Source organism: Pseudomonas sp. V88_4 (assembly GCF_029967985.1).
GTDB lineage: Bacteria > Pseudomonadota > Gammaproteobacteria > Pseudomonadales > Pseudomonadaceae > Aquipseudomonas > Aquipseudomonas glycinae.
Genome location: NZ_JASCAF010000040.1, coordinates 379,516 through 396,110 on the forward strand (window position 1 = coordinate 379,516; position 16,595 = coordinate 396,110).

Here is a 16,595-nt window from a genome sequence, read left to right on the forward strand (position 1 = left end):
GATGGATCTCAAGGAAACCGACATCCTCGGCGACAGCATCGACGAACATTGGTATTACTGCTCCAAAGCGGCCGCCACCCGCCGTTTGCTGGGTGAAGCGCCGATCCAACGAATTCTCGACGTCGGCGCCGGTTCAGGATTTTTCTCCCATCACTTGTTGACCCACGCGGCGGCGCGCGAAGCGTGGTGCGTGGACATCAGCTACCCGGCCGACTCGAGCGCCACCACTGCTGGCAAACCGGTGCATTACCGTCGCTCGATCGACAACGTCGACGCTGATCTGGTGTTGCTGATGGATGTACTGGAGCACGTCGATGACGACCTCGGTCTGCTCAAGTCGTACGTCGACAAAGTGCCGTCCGGCAGTCGCTTCCTGATGACCGTGCCGGCGTTCCAGTTCATGTGGAGCGGGCACGATGATTTTCTCGAACACAAGCGTCGCTACACCCTGGGGCAATTCGAGGCTTTGGCGGGTAACGCCGGATTGACGGTGGAGCGGGGCGCCTATTACTTCGCAGTGGTCTTCCCGCTTGCGCTGGCGTCGCGCCTGTTACCCGGCGGCGCTCGGGGGGCGGCCCCGCGTTCGCAGCTGAAAAAACATCATCCGCTGGTCAATATGCTGCTGAAAACCCTGTGCAGTCTTGAGTTGCCGTTGATGGGCATCAACCGTGTGGGCGGTCTGAGTGTGTTCGTGCTGGCGCGCAAGCCGTGACGATACCCCAGAGATCCGCTTTGATTCAGCGCGGCCTGCGCTTCGCCGTAACCGGTCTGTTCGTTACGGCACTGCATGCACTGGTGGCGGTGCTGTTTATCAACTTCGTCAGTCCACAGCCTCCGCTGGCCAACGGCGTGGCTTTTGCCGTGGCAACGGTGGTGTCCTACGTGATCAACACCACCTGGAGTTTTTCCGCCCGGTTGCACGGCAAGACCCTGCTGCGTTTTCTGATGGTTTCGGCGGGCGGCTTTCTGTTGGCGATGTTCGTGGCCTGGGCGGTGCAGCTGGCCGGATTGCATTATCTGGCGGGTATCGGTGCGGTGGCGCTGACGATTCCGGCGTTCACGTTCGTACTGCATAACTTCTGGACGTATCGATGAAGGATTCAAGCGAGCAGCCGGCTCTATTTCTGTTGCCCTTGTTATTGGGTGTTCTGGTGTTTTTTCTGGTGGTCGGGCCGCAGGCGCTGAACCCCCAGAACATCGCCTGGCTGGAGCAGGGCGATCCGGCGACGCATTATCTGGGCTGGGCATTTTTCCGGCATGCGCCGTGGACTTTTCCGCTCGGGCTCAATCCTTCTTACGGTTTGGAACTGGGTAGCGCGATCATTTTTTCCGACTCCATTCCACTGCTGGCGCTGTTGTTCAAACCATTCAATGCCTGGTTGCCGGACACCTTCCAGTATTTCGGTTTGTGGCTGTTGGCGTGTTGCGTGTTGCAAGCCTGGTTTGGCTGGAAACTGATTGGGCTGATGACGGCCAATCCCTTGATTCGACTCCTGGGTGCAGGGCTGCTGGCGTTATCGCCAGCAATGTTCTTGCGCATGGGCGGGCACCTTTCACTGGCCGGCCATTTCCTGATTCTGGCCGCGCTGTACCTGACGCTGCTGCCGAATCTGCGCCGACGGCGCCTCGCCTGGGGAGCCTTGCTGGCGGTGACGGCATGGGTACACGCCTACCTGCTGGCCATGGTTGCCCTGATCTGGGTGGCGGATCTGCTGGACAAGACTTTCAATCAGGCTTTGAGCCGGCGTCAGGGGTTGATCGAGGGCGGTACGCTTTTCGCTCTGGTGAGCGTGTGTTGCTGGCAGGCCGGTTACTTCAGCATTGCCGATGGTGCGGCCTCCGGCGGTTTTGGTTTGTACCGGATGAATCTGCTGTCGCCTGTCGACCCGGCTGGCTGGTCATTGATCCTTCCCGATCTGCCGAAGGCTGACGGGGATTACGAAGGTTTCAACTATCTTGGCCTGGGCGTTCTCTTGTTGATGCCGCTGGCGCTGATAGCCTGGTTTCGGAACCGCCAATCGCTGAACCATCAGGTGCGCGCACGTCCATGGCTGTTGATGGCCCTGTTCGGTTTATGGCTGTTCGCGCTGTCGAATCAGATCGGTATCGGGGCGTGGAACCTTGGTTATCCGCTGCCGAAAAGTCTTGTCGCGCTGGCCAATATCTTTCGTGCCTCGGGCCGGATGTTCTGGCCGGTTCTGTACGTCTGCATCCTGGCTGCGATTTTCCTGGTGGTGCGCGGTTATCGACCGCGTATCGCCATCGGTCTGCTCGCGGTGGCGCTGCTGATCCAGGTCGCCGATAGCCGCAACGGCTGGATGGGGCTGCGGCAGGGAAAATTGGTGGCACCTTCGTCGGTCTGGGCCAGCCCGATGACGGATCCGTTCTGGGCAAGTGCCGCTGCGCGTTATGCCAATGTCCGCAGCCTGATGCCACAGAACCAGGGTGAGCGCTGGCAGATGATCGCCGGTTTCGCAGCGACTCACGGGATGAAAACCGATGCGGTCTATCTGGGACGCATGAGCACTTCGGCGCTGGCGCGGGCACAGCAGAAAGCACGCGCGATGCTCGATTCGGGGCAATACGACGCGGACTCTTTGTACCTGCTGGACGACGATGCGCTGGTCGATGCCGCCAGAACCATCAACAGTGAAACCGATCTGCTGACGCGCGTGGATGGGGTCGCGGTGCTGGCGCCGGGCTGGAAACGCTGTGTGCAGTGTCTGTCCGTACAGGATGAGGGGCGGCGGATGTCACTGATCCCCCTCACTCGCCCAGGACAAACGCTCACCTTCAATTATCGAAACCGACAACTGGCCAGCGGCTGGTCGACGCCGGAAAGCTGGGGGACGTGGACGGAAGGGCAACAGGCGAAGATCGAATTGCGGGTGTTGCCGCCGGCGCGTTCGATCGTGATCGACGCATTGGCATTCATCCAGCCCCGGCACCCCGGCCAGCGGGTGATCGTCAGTCTGAACGGCCAACAGGTACTGGATACCCGTTTGACGCAGTTTCAAGGCAATCGCCTGGAAGTTCCGATCAGCGCCGCGCTCAACCAGCGCCTCGGCAATGATGACCGGCTCGATATCGAATTACAGTTGCCGGATGCCGTCAGCCCTCGGCAACTGGGTATCAACGACGATTTGCGGATGATGGGCCTGGGGCTGAAGACGTTGACGGTGCAATGACGCAGCGTTTCGATGGACGCCGCCCCCGCGGCCTTTCTACACTGCGCGCAATCTGGGGATCGGGGGGCAATGGATGAACCGCAATGAACTACGCAAGGCCGACATCAACCTGATGGTGGTGTTCGAGACCTTGATGCTCGAACGCAACGTGACCCGAGCCGCCGAGAAGCTGTTTCTCGGCCAGCCGACCATCAGCTCGGCGCTCAACCGTCTGCGCACCATGCTTAATGATCCGTTGTTCATCCGCGTCGGCCATCGCATGGAGCCGACCGCCCGTGCCGAAGACATCTATCGCCATCTCAAGCCTGCGCTCGACTCGTTGTCGGTGGCCCTTAGCCTGACCCGGGATTTCGATCCCGCCGTCAGCACCATGACCTTTCGCATCGGTTTGTCGGACGACGTTGAATTCGGACTGCTGCCACCGCTGCTGCGCGCCTTGCGCCAGGAAGCGCCGAGCGTGGTGTTCGTGGTGCAACACGTCGATTACTGGCGGATTCCCGATCTGCTGGCCGCCGGCGACATCACCGTCGGCATCAGCCAGACCCGTGGTCTGCCGGCCAATGCCAAGCGCAAACTGCTGCGGCACATTCAGCCGAGCATCTTGCGCGCCGACAAGTCCGACACGCCGCTGACTCTCGATGAATATTGCGCACGCCCGCACGTGCTGGTTTCCCACACCGCCAATGTCAGTGGCTACGCCGATGAGTGGCTGGCGGACATCGGTCGCACCCGTCAGGTGGTGCTGTCGGTGCCGCAGTACAGTTCGTTGCCGGCGCTGCTGGCCGGCACCGACCTGATTGCCAGCCTGCCGGACTACACCGCCGACGCCATGGCCGCGTCCGGGCTGCTGTTCAAGGAGCCGTTCCCGTTCAAGACTCCGACCCTCGATCTGTCGATGGTCTGGCTCAGCCACGTTGACAGCGACCCGGGCGAGCGCTGGCTGCGTTCGCGGCTGGAGCAATTCATGAGTGAGCGGCCGGTGATGTCGTCGCTGGAGTGAGTCAGGCATTGCTGTGTTATATGTACGACCTTTCCGCCGAACCACTGGAGCACCGAAATGCCGCACCTGCACCTGGAATACACCGCCAACCTGCCGCAACTGAACGCCGATGTTGCGTTGATCCGGCTCAACAACACCCTGGTGGGTTCTGGTCAATTCGGGGCGGAATTCGATATCAAGAGTCGTGCGCTCAAGGTTGAAACCTTCAAGGTCGGCACCGCCATGAACGAGCGCGCCTTTGTCGCGGTCAGGCTGGCGCTGCTCAGCGGTCGATCTTCGGAGATCAAGAAACAACTGTCGCAGAACCTGTTGGCGGTGTTGCAGGACCTGTGCGAATGGCCGGTTGGGGTCGAGGTGCAGTTGAGTGTGGAACTGCTCGATATCGACCGCGAGTCCTACAGCAAAGTCGCCATCGGCGTGTAGGACTCAGGCCGCTTCCAGCTCCGCGCAGGTCTTGATGACCTGCTCGCGCAACCAGAGGTTGGCGCTATCCTGATCGACGTTGTGGCTCCACTGCATGTCGAGGGTGAAGCCCGGCAGACCATTGGGCGCCTCGCAGTGCTGGAACACCGCGTCGTTGGTCAGCAAACGCTGGATGCGCCGAGGCAGGGTCAGGATGAAGTCGGTGCCGGTGATCATCTTCAGCGCCGCGCTGTAACTGTTGGAACGGGCGACGATCTGGCGTTTCTGCGCCTGCCGCGCCAGCCAGCCATCGACCATGTTGGTGGTCGACGTCCACGGTGTCGGGAACACATGCCGGCGTTCGGTGAAGGCTTGCAGGCTCAGGCGCGGTTCCAGCGGCGTGGCGCGTTTGTCGAAGACGCAGACCAGGTCATCTTCCAGCAGCATGCGTGATTTCAGGTCGGCGTGACTGCGATGGAAGTTCGGACCGAAACAGATCACCAGATCGAGACTGCCGTCGCGCAACTCTTCGACCGGCACGTCGGTCTCGAACTTGTGCATGTTGACCATCACCGGCAAGTCATCGAAGTCGAAGCGTTTCAACATTCGCGGCAGGATCAGTTGTTCGAAGTATTCCGGCGCGCAGATGTTGAAGGTCACCGCTTGTGCCATCGGGTCGAAGGTCGGGGCGCCGGCGTGGCACAGGTTGATGCTTTCGAGGATTTTCTGCACATGGCCGTACATGCTGCTGGCCTTGTACGTCGGGCGCATGCCCGTGCGGGTGTTGACGAACAACTCGTCCTCAAAACTGGTGCGCAGTTTTTTCAGGCAGTAACTGACGGTGGACTGGCTGACGAACAGCGCCTCCGACACATCGGTGACGCTGCTTTGCTCATACACGGCGACAAACACCATGAGATCCTGCATGTCGAGCTTTCTAAGCAAGTTACTGTTCAGCATCCGTTCCGTCTCGCTGTGCTCCTTGCGCCGAATCCGCGCAAACGTGTGCGCATGATCGTAACGGAACGATGGTGCCAGGAGAAAGCCCTGTAGGACGTTTCACGGTCAGTTGTGGGACAGAAAGTTTTAGTAACACGACGTGCCAACTTAAAGCCGGTAAAGATGGCCAGAAGCCTTTATCCAGACGGGCCGGCCAGATTAGTCCATGTGTTGCGCGTAATGCCGTGGGTTGAAACGCAGCACCATCAGCAGCATAAGCACCATCACTGCCGTCAGTGACCACCAGGCCCACTCGAAGCTGCCCAGTCGATCGCGAACCACCCCGGCCATCAGCGGCGACAGCCCGGCAATCAGGTAACCGATACCTTGTACGAACGCGGTCAGCCCGCCGGCACGTTGTGGTTCGTCGAGGTGATCAAGGGACACGATCAGGCTCATCGGGAACAGTCCGCCGATGCCCAGCCCGAGCAGGCAGGGCCACAGCAGGCTCAGGTGCTGCGGGCTGAGGATCAGCCCCAGAAATCCGGCGATGATCAGGCCGAGTAGTGCCCCAAACACCAGACGTCGGTCACGGCTGCGATTGGCGATGGCCGGCACCACCAGCCCGGAAATCACCTCCATGGCCGTCAGAAAACCCAGCATCAGGCCGGCATTTTGTTCGCTCCAGCCCTTTTCCACGTAGTAAGGCGCCAGCCAGGCGAGCACGCAGGTGTAGGACGCGGTGCCCAGACCGAAGAAGATCGCGAGCAACCAGGCGCGGGAATTCGTGAAGAAAGATTCTTTTCTGACGACGGTTCGGATGGTGTCCGATGACGTGGCGCGAGTTGCCCACCACACAGGAATGGCGAGCAGTGCCAAAACCGCCCAGACGGCAAGCCCTGCCCGCCAGTTACCGGTTTGCATCAGCACCCATGGTGCGAACGAAGCGGCCAGCGCCGCGCCGCCCATGATCGAAGTGACGTAAAGCCCCATGCACAGCGCCACGTTGTCGGGAAACCGCGATTTGATCAGCGCGGGCATCAAGGCCTGGATCAGGGCAATGCCGATCCCGGCCAGTACGGCGCTGGCGATCAATCCACCCGCCGAGTCGAGAAACAACCGTGACAGCGTCGCCAAGCCAATGATCAGCAACGACAGCAGTACCGTGCGGTGTTCACCGAGGCGCTGGCTGACCGCCATGCCGAAGAACATCGCCAGCCCCATCGCCATCACCGGCAGCAGGGTCAGCAATGCTGCGAGACTGAAACTCAGCGCCATATCGCCGCGAATGGCCGAAAGCAAGGGCCCGACCGCCGCCATCGACGGGCGCAGGTTGAGGGCGACCAGGATGATGCCGAGCATCAGCCAGACAGCGGGGCGGGCAGTGGCGCGTACGTTTTCCATCGTCAGACCTTTGGAACCAGAGGTTGCCGATTAGGCGGGCAGGCGAGCGGGGCGGCAAATCAGAAAGTCGGGAGCGCTATCGAGAAATTCGATACCGCGTTTTCGTTGCCCGCGACTGCACCACAGCTGAATCATTCTCAAATACGCTGCAAGTTTCATGGTTATTTCATGTGCCAACTAATCGTTGGCTTCTTTTTCACAAAAAATTGATGGTTGCGTGCTTAAAGTTTGTGCGGTCTGAGTCAATGAAATTTTCACAATTGACGACGGCACTTCTTTCAAGGAAATAGCCCCTCGCCATGCTCAAGTTAAAAGCCGTGCGCCCGGAATGGGTGACGTTGTTTGCCAGCGCCTTTCTTTTGACCGGATTCAATTTCGTGCTCTGGCAACACCTGTTCGACATCACCACTGCTGACGGCAAGGGTATTGCCATGCGCATTGCGTTCGGGGTGATGATCTTCGCGGCGTATAACATCGTGCTGACGTTGCTGGCGTTTCGACCCGTGTTGAAACCCGTATTGACGTTGTTGTTCATGGTCAGTGCCGGCGTGGCTTATTTCATGAGCCAATACGGGGTCATGATCGATGCCGGCATGTTTCGCAACTTTGCTGAAACCAATGCTACTGAAGTTCGCGATCTGCTTTCTTTGAAGTTGTTGGCTTATATCGTTTTTCTGGGTGTCTTGCCGTCCTGGTTGTTGTGGAAAGTTCCAGTCAACTATCGTCGTTGGCATCGCGAGTTATTAAGCAAAGTTGTGGTGAGTGTCGCGTCGGTTGCAGTCATTGGCGGCGTGGCGCTGGCCAATTATCAAGGGCTCTCGTCGCTGTTTCGCAATCACCACGAAATTCGCTTGATGCTGGTGCCGAGCAACTACATCGGCGCCTCGGCCGGTTATCTGCGTGAGCAGGTGGCCTCGGTGCATCAACCGTTCGTCACAATCGGCGAAGACGCCCAGCGCAACGCCGCCGTGCAGAACCATCCGCGCAAATCCCTGACGGTGCTGGTGGTGGGGGAGAGTGCCCGGGCAGAAAACTTCGGCATCCTCGGTTACGGCCGCGACACCACGCCGAAACTGGACAAGGAAGCCGGCCTGATCGCATTCACCGACGTGCATTCCTGCGGCACGGAAACCGCCGTGTCGGTGCCGTGCATGTTCTCCAACATGGGCCGCAAGGATTACGACGCCAGCAAGGCAAAGAATGAGGAAGGGTTGCTGGACGTGCTTAAACGGGCCGGGATCGACGTGATCTGGCGCGACAACCAGTCCGGCTGCAAAGGCACCTGCGATCGCGTCACCCTGCAGGATGTCAGCAATCTGAAAGACCCGGCGCTGTGCGCCAACAATGAATGCCGCGACGAAATCCTGTTGCAGGGCCTGCAAAGCTTCATCGATCACCTGGACAAGGACACCGTGCTGGTCCTGCATCAGATGGGCAGCCACGGCCCGGAGTATTTCAAGCGTTATCCAAAGGAATACGAACACTTCACTCCGGTATGTGAGAGCAACGCACTGAACAATTGCAGCCGCGAAAGCATCTTAAACGGTTACGACAATACGCTGGTGTACACCGACCATGTGCTGTCGAGCCTGATCGATGTGCTGCGCAGCAATCAGGACAAGGTCGATACCGCCATGCTGTACCTGTCCGACCACGGCGAGTCGTTGGGTGAGTACAACCTGTTCCTCCACGGCACGCCTTACATGCTGGCGCCGGAGCAGCAAAAACACGTGGCGATGCTGGCCTGGTTCTCCGACAGCTATCAGAAGTCCTACTCGGTCGACACTCATTGCCTGCAAATGAGCCGCGACAAGCCGCTGAGCCAGGACAACCTGTTCCACTCGATGCTCGGTCTGCTGGAAGTGCAGAGCAAGGTCTACCAGCCCGATCTGGATATGTTTGCCGGTTGCCGGGGCGCGGTGATCGACGGGGTGTTGGCCAAGGACTGAGCCGGCAGACTCACTCTGTAAGACTATTCTTCCCCTCAGGCAGGAGATTTCATCAAGCTCTTGCCCTGTAGAGGCGCGGAAAGCGCCGGTGGCGATATATACTGCGCGCCATTCTTGAAGGGAGAGCCGTGTGGCCATCGATATTCACTGGATTCGCGACAACGATAGCCTCGCGCAGTTTTGCGCCGAGTGGCAGCAGCTGCCGTTCGTTGCCCTCGACACCGAATTCATGCGGGTCGACACCTTCTACCCGATTGCCGGCCTGTTGCAGGTCGGCGACGGCAAACGCGCCTACCTGATCGACCCGCTGACCATCAACGCCTGGCAGCCCTTGGCCGCGTTGCTGGAAAACCCGGCGGTGCTCAAAGTCCTGCACGCCTGCAGCGAAGACCTCGAAGTCCTGCTGCGCCTGACCGGCAGCCTGCCGGCGCCGCTGTTCGATACCCAACTGGCCGCTGCCTACCTGAACCTCGGGTTCTCGATGGGTTATTCGCGTCTGGTGCAGGAAGTGCTCGGCATCGAACTGCCGAAGGGCGAAACCCGTTCCGACTGGTTGCAGCGTCCGTTGTCCGACACGCAAATCAGCTATGCCGCCGAAGACGCCGTGCATCTGGCGGAGGTTTTCGTACAACTGCGTCCGAAACTGTCCGACGACAAATACGCCTGGGTGCTGGAGGACGGCGCCGAACTGGTCGCCAACCTGCGCCGCGAAACTGATCCGTACGAGGTGTATCGCGAAGCCAAGCTGGCGTGGAAACTGTCCCGCGCCCAACTGGCTGTGCTGCGCGAATTGTGCGCCTGGCGCGAGCGCGAGGCCCGTGCGCGGGACCTGCCGCGCAACCGTATTATCCGTGAGCATTCGTTGTGGCCGCTGGCCCGCACGCAACCGGACAACCTCAGCGCGCTGGGCAAGATTGAAGACATGCATCCGCGTACCGTGCGTCAGGACGGCGAGTTTCTGCTTGATCTGATCAAGCGCTCTGGCAGTGTGGGGCCTGATCAATGGCCGCCAGCCGTGCCGGAGCCGTTGCCGATCGAAGCCGCCGCCCTGATCAAACAGCTGCGGGCGCTCGGTCAGGCCGAAGCGGAACGTCTGGGCATCGCGCCGGAACTGATGCTGCGCAAGAAAACCCTCGAAGCGCTGGTCAAAAGCGGTTTCCCCGAGGGCCCTTACCAATTGCCTGATTCGCTGCGTGGCTGGCGCCGCGAATTGATGGGCCAGAAGCTGCTCGACAGCCTGGCCACCGCCGGAGAACAGCCTTGAAACGTATTTGTTCCATTTATCAAAGTTCGAAGAAAAGCGGCATGTACCTTTACGTGCTCAAAAGCGATGCGCTGGAGCGCGTGCCGGAAGGCCTGATGGCGGCGTTCGGCAAGGCCAGGCATTCCTTCGATCTGGTACTGACCCCGGAGCGCAAGCTGGCCAGCGAAGACATCGCCGTGGTCCTGGAAAACCTCGAAAAGCAGGGCTATCACCTGCAAATGCCACCGGCCGAGGACGAGTACATCGAACACCTGCCCGAAGAGTTGCTGCGACGCAACGATCCGGTCTGATCCGCGAGGCCCTGTCCTGGGCCTCTGGTAACCCCTGGAACGGTTTTTACGGCGACGGCTGCCACGAAGTGGACGGCCGCCTGCACGGTTTGCGAAAGGTTTGAAGATGCGCGTTCTGATTGCTGAACACGACCACGCGATATACGCCCGACTGCTGCGTCAGGCGGCCCCGGAGCTTGAAGTACTGACCAGCGGTGACTCCGCCGAACTGGCCCGCCAGGCCGTTGATTGCCCGGTGTGGCTGGGTCAGCCGGATCTGCTGGCGACCCTGTTGCGTCAGGGCCACCAGCCCCAATGGCTGCAATCGACCTGGGCCGGGATCACGCCGCTGCTGGCCGACGGCCTGCGCCGGGATTACCGCCTGACCCGGGCCGTCGGCATTTTCGGCCAGGTCATGGCTGAATACGTGCTGACTTACATGCTCGGCCACGAGCGCGAAGTGCTGGCGCGACTGGTCAGCCAGGTCGAGCGCAAGTGGGACAACCGCACCGGCCAGAGTCTGGTCGGGCGCAAGGTGCTGATCGTCGGCACCGGTGACATCGGCCAGAGCGTGGCGCAGTTCCTGCTGCCGTTCGGCGTCGAGTTGTACGGCATCGCCAGCAGCGCTCGCGAACAGGCGCCGTTTGTCGAGGTCGGTTCGATGGCGGACTTGCCGCGTCTGGTCGGCGAGGCGGATTACGTGGTCAACCTGCTGCCCAACACCGAGCACACCCACGACATTTACGATGCGGCGCTGTTCAAGCAATTCAAGCCGACCGGGTTGTTCATCAACGCCGGACGCGGTGTCGCGGTGGTCGATGCGGATCTGGTCGAAGCATTGAAGGAAGGCCATCTGGCGGGCGCGGTGATCGACGTCTGCCGTCAGGAACCATTGCCGCAGCGGCATCCGTTCTGGACCGCCTGGGGCTTGTTGCTGACCGGTCACAGCTCGGCGCCGACCTCGCCGCCGATGATGGTGCAGTTGTTTCTGGATAACGTGCGGGTGTATCAGGCGGGAGAGGCGTTGCGCGGGGAAGTGGATTTCGCACGCGGTTACTGATTCACCGCAGTGAAAAATGTGGGAGCGGGCTTGCTCGCGAAAGCGGTTTATCAGTCAGCCAAGTCGTCGACTGGTAAGCCCTCTTCGCGAGCAAGCCCGCTCCCACATTTCGTTAGACGCCATGGTTTAGAGGGTGAAGTCGCCTTCAGCCGCCAGTTCGCTCAGCGGACGACGCGGGCTCGGCGTTTCCCGTGCTTGCAGGTAATCCGCCAGGGTTGCCTTGTCACCCAGCTTGCCCACCGCTACGGCGGCATGCAGCGCATAACCTTCTGGAATGTTCAGCTCCTTGCGGGTCAGCTCCTGATCGAAGCCGGCCATGCCGTGGGTGTGCCAGCCGCTCAGGCTCGCTTGCAGCGCCAGATGGCCCCAGGCGGAACCTGTGTCGAAGGTGTGCCACAGCGCCGGCGTTTCCTCGGTCGCGCCCGGTGCGGTGAAGGTGGTTTTCGAAATCACGATCACCAGCGCCGACGCGTGCTGTGCCCAGCTGCGGTTGAATTCATTGAGCAGGCCCAGGTAACGCTCCCAGTTCGGCGTATCGCGACGGGCGTAGAGAAAACGCCACGGCTGCGAGTTATACGCCGACGGTGCCCAGCGTGCGGCTTCGAAGAAGCTCAGCAGGGTTTCTTCCGGAATCGCTTCGCCGGTGAAGGCGCGGGGCGACCAGCGATCAGTGAACTGCGGGTGAATGGCGTATTCGGCAACGCGAGGGTTGGCACTCATCGAAAGATTCCTTGCTACGTTTGAGGACAGGTTGGAAGCGAAACCCGGCGGGATCAGTTGGGCTGAACGATGGGGTTGTGGCGCAAGCCTGCAGTTCACCGGAGACGACGCGGTCGAGCGTTAATGGCATCCGGCAAAGGCCTGGTGTGACCGGCAAAGCTACTTGGCCGCGCAAAAACTGACAAGCCCCGCACAACCGGCAGTCGCCAGCGCTTGGATCACGGGGCCTTGGGCACTAGACTGGCGGCCTTTTCACCACCTGATGTTGATGCTTGAGCCATGGCCGCCAAAGTCGAACCGTTCTGGATACGCAAAACCCTCGATCAACTCGACCACGAGGAATGGGAATCGCTGTGCGACGGTTGCGGCCTGTGCTGCCTGCAAAAGCTCGAGGATGAGGAAGACAACAGCGTCTATTACACGCGCATCGCCTGCAAACTGCTGGACCTGAAAACCTGCCAGTGCAGCGATTATCCGAACCGCATGAAGTTTGTCCCGGACTGCATCCAGCTCACCCCCGGTCAGGCCGAAGCCTTCAAATGGCTGCCGCCGACCTGCGGTTATCGGCTGGTCAGCGAAGGCAAGGATCTGCCGCTGTGGCATCACCTGGTCTGCGGTGATCGCGACGCTGTACACCACGAACGGATTTCTCAGTCGGGGCGCATGCTCGCCGAAGGCAGCGTGCCGGAAGACGACTGGGAAGATCACCTGATTTTCCGCGCAGGTTAACGATTGACCCAGGAGCAGGTATGGCGACGGGATTGCGCCGGGCGCTGAGCGTCACGCTGCTGGCGCTGAGTGCGCCGGTGTGGGCGGCGAAGAAAGTCGATCTGGATTATCAGGTACGCCTGCTGCCGCAGAGCGATCAGGCCGAAGTGCGCGTGAGCCTCGCCAAGGGCGAAGTCGTGCGCAGCCTGGATTTCGACCTCGGCGACGGCAGCCACTACAGCGACTTCAAGGCCGACGGCCAGTGGCAACTGACGCCGGGCAAAGCGGCGCGCGGGGTCTGGCGACCGACAGCGGACAAGGCCAGCCTGACCTATCGCGTACGCATCAGCCACGGCCGCAAGAACGGCAGCTTCGACACGCGCATGACCCCGACCTGGGCGCTGATGCGCGGCGATGAACTGGTGCCGCCGGCCAGGCTCGATCAGCAGGACGGCGTCGAACTGGTCGCACGCCTGCACTTCGAATTGCCCGACGGCTGGAAAAGCGTCGAAACCGCCTGGCCGCGCATCGGCAAGAACAAATTCCGCATCGACAATCCGTCACGCCTGTTCGACCGCCCGACCGGCTGGATGCTCGCCGGCCACCTCGGCAGCCGCCGCACTCGACTGGGGGAAACCGAAGTCACCGTGGCCTCGCCGCAAGGGCAGGGCATGCGCCGGATGGATGTGCTGACGCTGCTGACGTTTGTCTGGCCGCAGGTGCAGGCGGTGTTTCCGCGCCATCCGAGCAAACTGCTGATTGTCGGCGCCAACGACCCGATGTGGCGTGGCAGCCTCGCGGCGCGAGAGTCGATCTACCTCAACACGCGGTTGCCGCTGGTCAGCGAAAACGGCAGCAGCGCCCTGGTGCGCGAGCTGGCGCAGGTGTTCGGACGGATCAACGACGAGCAGCGCAGCGACTGGATCAGCGAGGGTTTTGCGGAGTATTACGCGATCGAACTGGTGCGCCGTGCCGGCGGCATGAGTGACGAGCGGTATCAGGCGTTGCAGGCAAAACTGACCAAGGACAGCCAGAAAGTCACGACCCTGCGCGGCGAGCAGATCAGCTCCGCGCAGCTGTCGAAAGCGGTGCTGTTGTTGCAGGAGCTGGATGGCGAGATTCGCCTGAAGACCCGCAACAAGCGCTCGCTGGACGACGTGCTGCGCGGGGCGATGCACCTGGGGACTGTCGATACAAAAGAATTCGTGCAACTCGCCGAAAGCATTCTCGGCGAGCCGTCCAAAGTCCTTGATACCGGGTTACTGCAGTAAAACCGCCTACGCTGGCAAGCCAGCTCCCACAGATTTGTGCGGTGAGCACTGATTTTTTGTCCCGCCCAAATCGGTTTGTGGGTTGGACACTGATTTGTGCCCAACTCAAAACATTGTGGGAGCTGGCTTGCCAGCGATGAGGCCCTCAGCCCCACCGCAAATGCCGGATCAGACCCCGGCTTTCGGCGATTTCACCGAGTCATTGCCGGTCACGGTGGCGGTCTTGGTCGCCGCCTCGGCATTGGCTTTGAGCTTGCTCAGTTCTTCACCGGCCCGCTCGATCTTCGCCCGCACGTTATTCATGTCCTGACGGCTTTTCTCCAGCAGGCTTTTCACCGAGCTGTGCCCGGTGATGCCGCGGGCCATGGCCACGCCGCCAATCGCCACCTGAATCAGCCCGAATACGCCGCCACGGCGCAGGCCCTTGCCGACCATGATCACGCCGCCGGCCAGCGAGCCGATGCGCTCCCAGCCTTCGACGTTCTGCTCGGAACGGCTCTGAAACGGGGTGGATTCGATACGCTCGACGCGTTTGAGCTCGGTCATGATCTTTCTCCAGGCAATGAGTAATGGATAAACAAGCTGACTGCGCAGGCGGTCAGCTCGTTCCATCGGATGTGCGGCGTTTCAGCGGAATTTCGGCCCGGAGCGGGTGTTCAGGCCTTTGGCCATGCGGTCGTAGAGCACGACGTTGACCGTGGCGGCGAGGTTCATGCAACCGGTGGTCGGGATGTACACGACGTCTTCGCACCAGTCGCGGATCTCCTGATCCAGCGAGCCGTCTTCGGGGCCGAAGATGTACAGGGCGCGATCCGGGTGGGTGTATTCCGGCAGCGGGCGGGCGCCATCGACCAGTTCCACGGCGACCGGGACGCAATTGAGCGGCAGGATCTTTTTCAGGTCGTCGATGCCGATCAGTGGAATGTCGTAGTGCACGCGCTTGGTGTCGGTGACGAAGTCGGCGGCGCGTTCATAGCGCTTGCCGGTGTAGAACACGGTCGACACGCCGTAGCAGCCTGCGGCGCGCATCACCGAACCGACGTTTTCCGGTGATTTGGGGTTATACAAACCAATGCAGCTGTACCGTTTGTCTGCCACGAGCGGGGTGCCTTCGGGAAAAAGAGGGCGATTATACGGGGATTGGGGGAGGGCGGGCAGGTTCAAGCGTTGTGGTGTCTGGGCTGGCCTCATCGCTGGCAAGCCAGCTCCCACAGTGATCTCGATCGTTCACAAAATCTGATTACACCAGAGAAACCTGTGGGATAGGGCTTGCCCGCGAATGGGCCGGTGTGGCCACTGAAGATCTTCAGTCTTCTTTCTTCATCAGCCCGGCCAGCGCCGCAAACGGATTGTGAGTAGCCTTGGCGATTTTCGGCGTGCTCAGCGAGCCTTCGCCGAAGTACTGCTGGTCGGTGTAGCGCGAGTGTTCGTTGTCGTGGCAATACAGGCACAGCAGTTCCCAGTTGGAACCGTCCTGCGGGTTGTTGTCGTGGTTGTGGTCGCGGTGGTGCACGGTCAGCTCGCTCAGGCGCTTGCCGGAAAACTCACGGGCGCAGCGGCCGCACACGTGCGGGTACATCTTCAGGGCCTTGTCGCGGTAGCCCATTTCCTTGTCGCGCTGGTTGTCGGCGAGGATGCGATCCAGCTTCGAAGTGTTGGTCGGGGTGGACGAACTCATGGGTTCACCTTTGCAGAAGACTAATGACGGTTATGGGGCAAGTTTAGCTCAGCCCTTGAGCTTCTCGGCAATCCAGATCGTGTGGCGCGTGCCCTTGTTGCCGTGGGCGAAGACCTGGACTTCCTCGGCCTTGAAACCGGCCTTCTTCAATTTGTCGGAAAACTGCCGGTCGGCGCTGGCCGACCACACCGCGAGCACGCCTTTGGGCCGCATCGCTTTGGCGCACGCGGCAAGACCGGCGGCGGAATACAGCCAGCTGTTGGCCTTCTGGGTCAGGCCTTCGGGGCCGTTGTCGACGTCGAGCATGATCGCGTCGAAGCCGTTCGGCTCGCTTTGCAGCACCTTGGCCACGTCTTCCTGGCGAATCACCGTGCGCGGATCGAGCAGCGGGCGTCCGGACTTTTCACCGAGCGGGCCACGGTTCCACTCGACCACCCCGGGCACCAGTTCGGCGACCACTACTTCAGCACTCTTGCCCAGATGCTTGAGCGCGGAGGCGAGGGTGAAGCCCATGCCCAGACCGCCGATCAACACCCGCGAGTTCGGCCGGCCGGCGACCTTGCGGCAGGGGATTTCGGCCAGTGCATCTTCGGAGCCGTGCATGCGGGTGTTCATCAATTGTCCGCCGTCTCCGCCCTGGATCTTGATGACGAAGTCCTCGCCATACTCGAACAGGCACAGGGCGCCGCCGTTGTCGGGGATCGGCGTGGTGTCGAGCAGAACGAAACGTTTCATGGAAATCT

The 16,595-nt window shown here is 60.9% G+C and carries 18 protein-coding genes; 11 read left to right on the forward strand and 7 right to left on the reverse strand.

The genetic code is table 11. The features are described from left to right. Window position 1: 1 nt before the first annotated feature. The 5 genes from QLG12_RS17090 (at window position 2) to QLG12_RS17110 (ending at window position 4,611) form a co-directional block, all read left to right on the forward strand. On the forward strand, window positions 2-712 hold the full coding sequence (locus QLG12_RS17090; RefSeq protein ID WP_282474953.1) for a methyltransferase domain-containing protein: 711 nt from the start codon (window positions 2-4) through the stop codon (window positions 710-712). Beyond that, the gene (locus tag QLG12_RS17095) at window positions 709-1,095 is read left to right on the forward strand and encodes a GtrA family protein (RefSeq protein ID WP_197871645.1); all 387 of its coding nucleotides are present in this window, start codon (window positions 709-711) and stop codon (window positions 1,093-1,095) included. Before QLG12_RS17090 ends, QLG12_RS17095 begins: the two co-directional genes overlap by 4 nt. Next, window positions 1,092-3,188 carry a DUF6311 domain-containing protein gene (locus tag QLG12_RS17100; RefSeq protein ID WP_282474954.1) on the forward strand — a complete coding sequence of 699 codons (2,097 nt, stop codon included), beginning with the start codon at window positions 1,092-1,094 and terminating at the stop codon, window positions 3,186-3,188. Before QLG12_RS17095 ends, QLG12_RS17100 begins: the two co-directional genes overlap by 4 nt. A gap of 73 nt (window positions 3,189-3,261) precedes the next feature. After that, window positions 3,262-4,188, forward strand: coding sequence for a LysR family transcriptional regulator (locus QLG12_RS17105; RefSeq protein WP_011332920.1), 927 nt, complete (start codon window positions 3,262-3,264; stop codon window positions 4,186-4,188). A 57-nt stretch (window positions 4,189-4,245) separates the two neighbouring features. Then, window positions 4,246-4,611, forward strand: a complete 366-nt coding sequence (locus tag QLG12_RS17110; RefSeq protein ID WP_064383123.1) for a 5-carboxymethyl-2-hydroxymuconate Delta-isomerase — start codon at window positions 4,246-4,248, stop codon at window positions 4,609-4,611. Window positions 4,612-4,614: 3 nt separating this feature from the next. On the opposite strand, the gene QLG12_RS17115 is transcribed toward QLG12_RS17110, so the two are convergent. Together QLG12_RS17115 and QLG12_RS17120 are read right to left on the reverse strand one after the other, a co-directional pair. Continuing rightward, window positions 4,615-5,550, reverse strand: coding sequence for a LysR family transcriptional regulator (locus QLG12_RS17115; protein WP_236193919.1), 936 nt, complete (start codon window positions 5,548-5,550; stop codon window positions 4,615-4,617). A gap of 198 nt (window positions 5,551-5,748) precedes the next feature. Next, window positions 5,749-6,933, reverse strand: a complete 1,185-nt coding sequence (locus tag QLG12_RS17120; protein ID WP_282474955.1) for a cyanate transporter — start codon at window positions 6,931-6,933, stop codon at window positions 5,749-5,751. A gap of 299 nt (window positions 6,934-7,232) precedes the next feature. Between QLG12_RS17120 and QLG12_RS17125 the strand changes: the two genes are divergently transcribed. The 4 genes from QLG12_RS17125 to QLG12_RS17140 all read left to right on the forward strand — a co-directional run bounded on the left by QLG12_RS17125 (window position 7,233) and on the right by QLG12_RS17140 (window position 11,475). Next, window positions 7,233-8,882, forward strand: a complete 1,650-nt coding sequence (locus QLG12_RS17125) for a phosphoethanolamine--lipid A transferase (RefSeq protein WP_282474956.1) — start codon at window positions 7,233-7,235, stop codon at window positions 8,880-8,882. Between the two features lie 130 nt (window positions 8,883-9,012). After that, a complete protein-coding gene (rnd, locus tag QLG12_RS17130) occupies window positions 9,013-10,146 on the forward strand; it encodes a ribonuclease D (RefSeq protein WP_197871657.1) in 1,134 nt (377 codons plus the stop codon). After that, complete coding sequence (locus tag QLG12_RS17135; RefSeq protein WP_197871659.1) at window positions 10,143-10,436, forward strand: YcgL domain-containing protein; 294 nt, start codon at window positions 10,143-10,145, stop codon at window positions 10,434-10,436. The genes rnd and QLG12_RS17135 overlap by 4 nt, the downstream gene beginning before the upstream one ends. Before the next feature lie 106 nt (window positions 10,437-10,542). Continuing rightward, entirely contained in the window at window positions 10,543-11,475 is a 933-nt protein-coding gene (locus QLG12_RS17140) for a D-2-hydroxyacid dehydrogenase (protein WP_282474957.1), read from the forward strand. Window positions 11,476-11,601: 126 nt separating this feature from the next. Here the strand turns inward: QLG12_RS17140 and QLG12_RS17145 are convergent, their stop codons facing one another. Then, on the reverse strand, window positions 11,602-12,195 hold the full coding sequence (locus QLG12_RS17145; protein ID WP_011332926.1) for a nitroreductase family protein: 594 nt from the start codon (window positions 12,193-12,195) through the stop codon (window positions 11,602-11,604). Window positions 12,196-12,474: 279 nt separating this feature from the next. On the opposite strand from QLG12_RS17145, the gene QLG12_RS17150 reads away from it, so the two are divergent. Both QLG12_RS17150 and QLG12_RS17155 read left to right on the forward strand, forming a co-directional pair. Next, complete coding sequence (locus tag QLG12_RS17150; protein WP_085700618.1) at window positions 12,475-12,924, forward strand: YcgN family cysteine cluster protein; 450 nt, start codon at window positions 12,475-12,477, stop codon at window positions 12,922-12,924. Between the two features lie 20 nt (window positions 12,925-12,944). Beyond that, the gene (locus QLG12_RS17155; protein WP_282474958.1) at window positions 12,945-14,174 is read left to right on the forward strand and encodes a hypothetical protein; all 1,230 of its coding nucleotides are present in this window, start codon (window positions 12,945-12,947) and stop codon (window positions 14,172-14,174) included. A gap of 168 nt (window positions 14,175-14,342) precedes the next feature. On the opposite strand, the gene QLG12_RS17160 is transcribed toward QLG12_RS17155, so the two are convergent. From QLG12_RS17160 to QLG12_RS17175, 4 genes are all read right to left on the reverse strand, one after another. Beyond that, complete coding sequence (locus tag QLG12_RS17160; protein WP_007958064.1) at window positions 14,343-14,720, reverse strand: DUF2892 domain-containing protein; 378 nt, start codon at window positions 14,718-14,720, stop codon at window positions 14,343-14,345. Between the two features lie 81 nt (window positions 14,721-14,801). Beyond that, window positions 14,802-15,272, reverse strand: coding sequence for an RNA methyltransferase (locus QLG12_RS17165; protein ID WP_007958066.1), 471 nt, complete (start codon window positions 15,270-15,272; stop codon window positions 14,802-14,804). A gap of 208 nt (window positions 15,273-15,480) precedes the next feature. Further along, window positions 15,481-15,852: a YajD family HNH nuclease gene (locus QLG12_RS17170; RefSeq protein WP_007944009.1), complete on the reverse strand. Its 372-nt coding sequence runs from the start codon at window positions 15,850-15,852 to the stop codon at window positions 15,481-15,483. 48 nt (window positions 15,853-15,900) lie between these two features. Continuing rightward, window positions 15,901-16,587: a hypothetical protein gene (locus QLG12_RS17175; RefSeq protein WP_011332930.1), complete on the reverse strand. Its 687-nt coding sequence runs from the start codon at window positions 16,585-16,587 to the stop codon at window positions 15,901-15,903. Window positions 16,588-16,595 lie beyond the last annotated feature (8 nt).

Excerpts from the sequence above, each read along its gene's own strand:
- QLG12_RS17150 (WP_085700618.1), top strand. The coding sequence starts at position 12,475 with ATGGCCGCCAAAGTCGAACCGTTCTGGATACGCAAAACCCTCGATCAA.
- QLG12_RS17155 (WP_282474958.1), top strand. The coding sequence starts at position 12,945 with ATGGCGACGGGATTGCGCCGGGCGCTGAGCGTCACGCTGCTGGCGCTG.
- QLG12_RS17160 (WP_007958064.1), bottom strand. The coding sequence starts at position 14,720 with ATGACCGAGCTCAAACGCGTCGAGCGTATCGAATCCACCCCGTTTCAG.
- QLG12_RS17115 (WP_236193919.1), bottom strand. The coding sequence starts at position 5,550 with ATGCTGAACAGTAACTTGCTTAGAAAGCTCGACATGCAGGATCTCATG.
- QLG12_RS17125 (WP_282474956.1), top strand. The coding sequence starts at position 7,233 with ATGCTCAAGTTAAAAGCCGTGCGCCCGGAATGGGTGACGTTGTTTGCC.
- QLG12_RS17110 (WP_064383123.1), top strand. The coding sequence starts at position 4,246 with ATGCCGCACCTGCACCTGGAATACACCGCCAACCTGCCGCAACTGAAC.
- QLG12_RS17145 (WP_011332926.1), bottom strand. The coding sequence starts at position 12,195 with ATGAGTGCCAACCCTCGCGTTGCCGAATACGCCATTCACCCGCAGTTC.
- QLG12_RS17175 (WP_011332930.1), bottom strand. The coding sequence starts at position 16,587 with ATGAAACGTTTCGTTCTGCTCGACACCACGCCGATCCCCGACAACGGC.
- QLG12_RS17105 (WP_011332920.1), top strand. The coding sequence starts at position 3,262 with ATGAACCGCAATGAACTACGCAAGGCCGACATCAACCTGATGGTGGTG.
- QLG12_RS17170 (WP_007944009.1), bottom strand. The coding sequence starts at position 15,852 with ATGAGTTCGTCCACCCCGACCAACACTTCGAAGCTGGATCGCATCCTC.
- QLG12_RS17120 (WP_282474955.1), bottom strand. The coding sequence starts at position 6,933 with ATGGAAAACGTACGCGCCACTGCCCGCCCCGCTGTCTGGCTGATGCTC.
- QLG12_RS17140 (WP_282474957.1), top strand. The coding sequence starts at position 10,543 with ATGCGCGTTCTGATTGCTGAACACGACCACGCGATATACGCCCGACTG.
- QLG12_RS17090 (WP_282474953.1), top strand. The coding sequence starts at position 2 with ATGGATCTCAAGGAAACCGACATCCTCGGCGACAGCATCGACGAACAT.
- QLG12_RS17100 (WP_282474954.1), top strand. The coding sequence starts at position 1,092 with ATGAAGGATTCAAGCGAGCAGCCGGCTCTATTTCTGTTGCCCTTGTTA.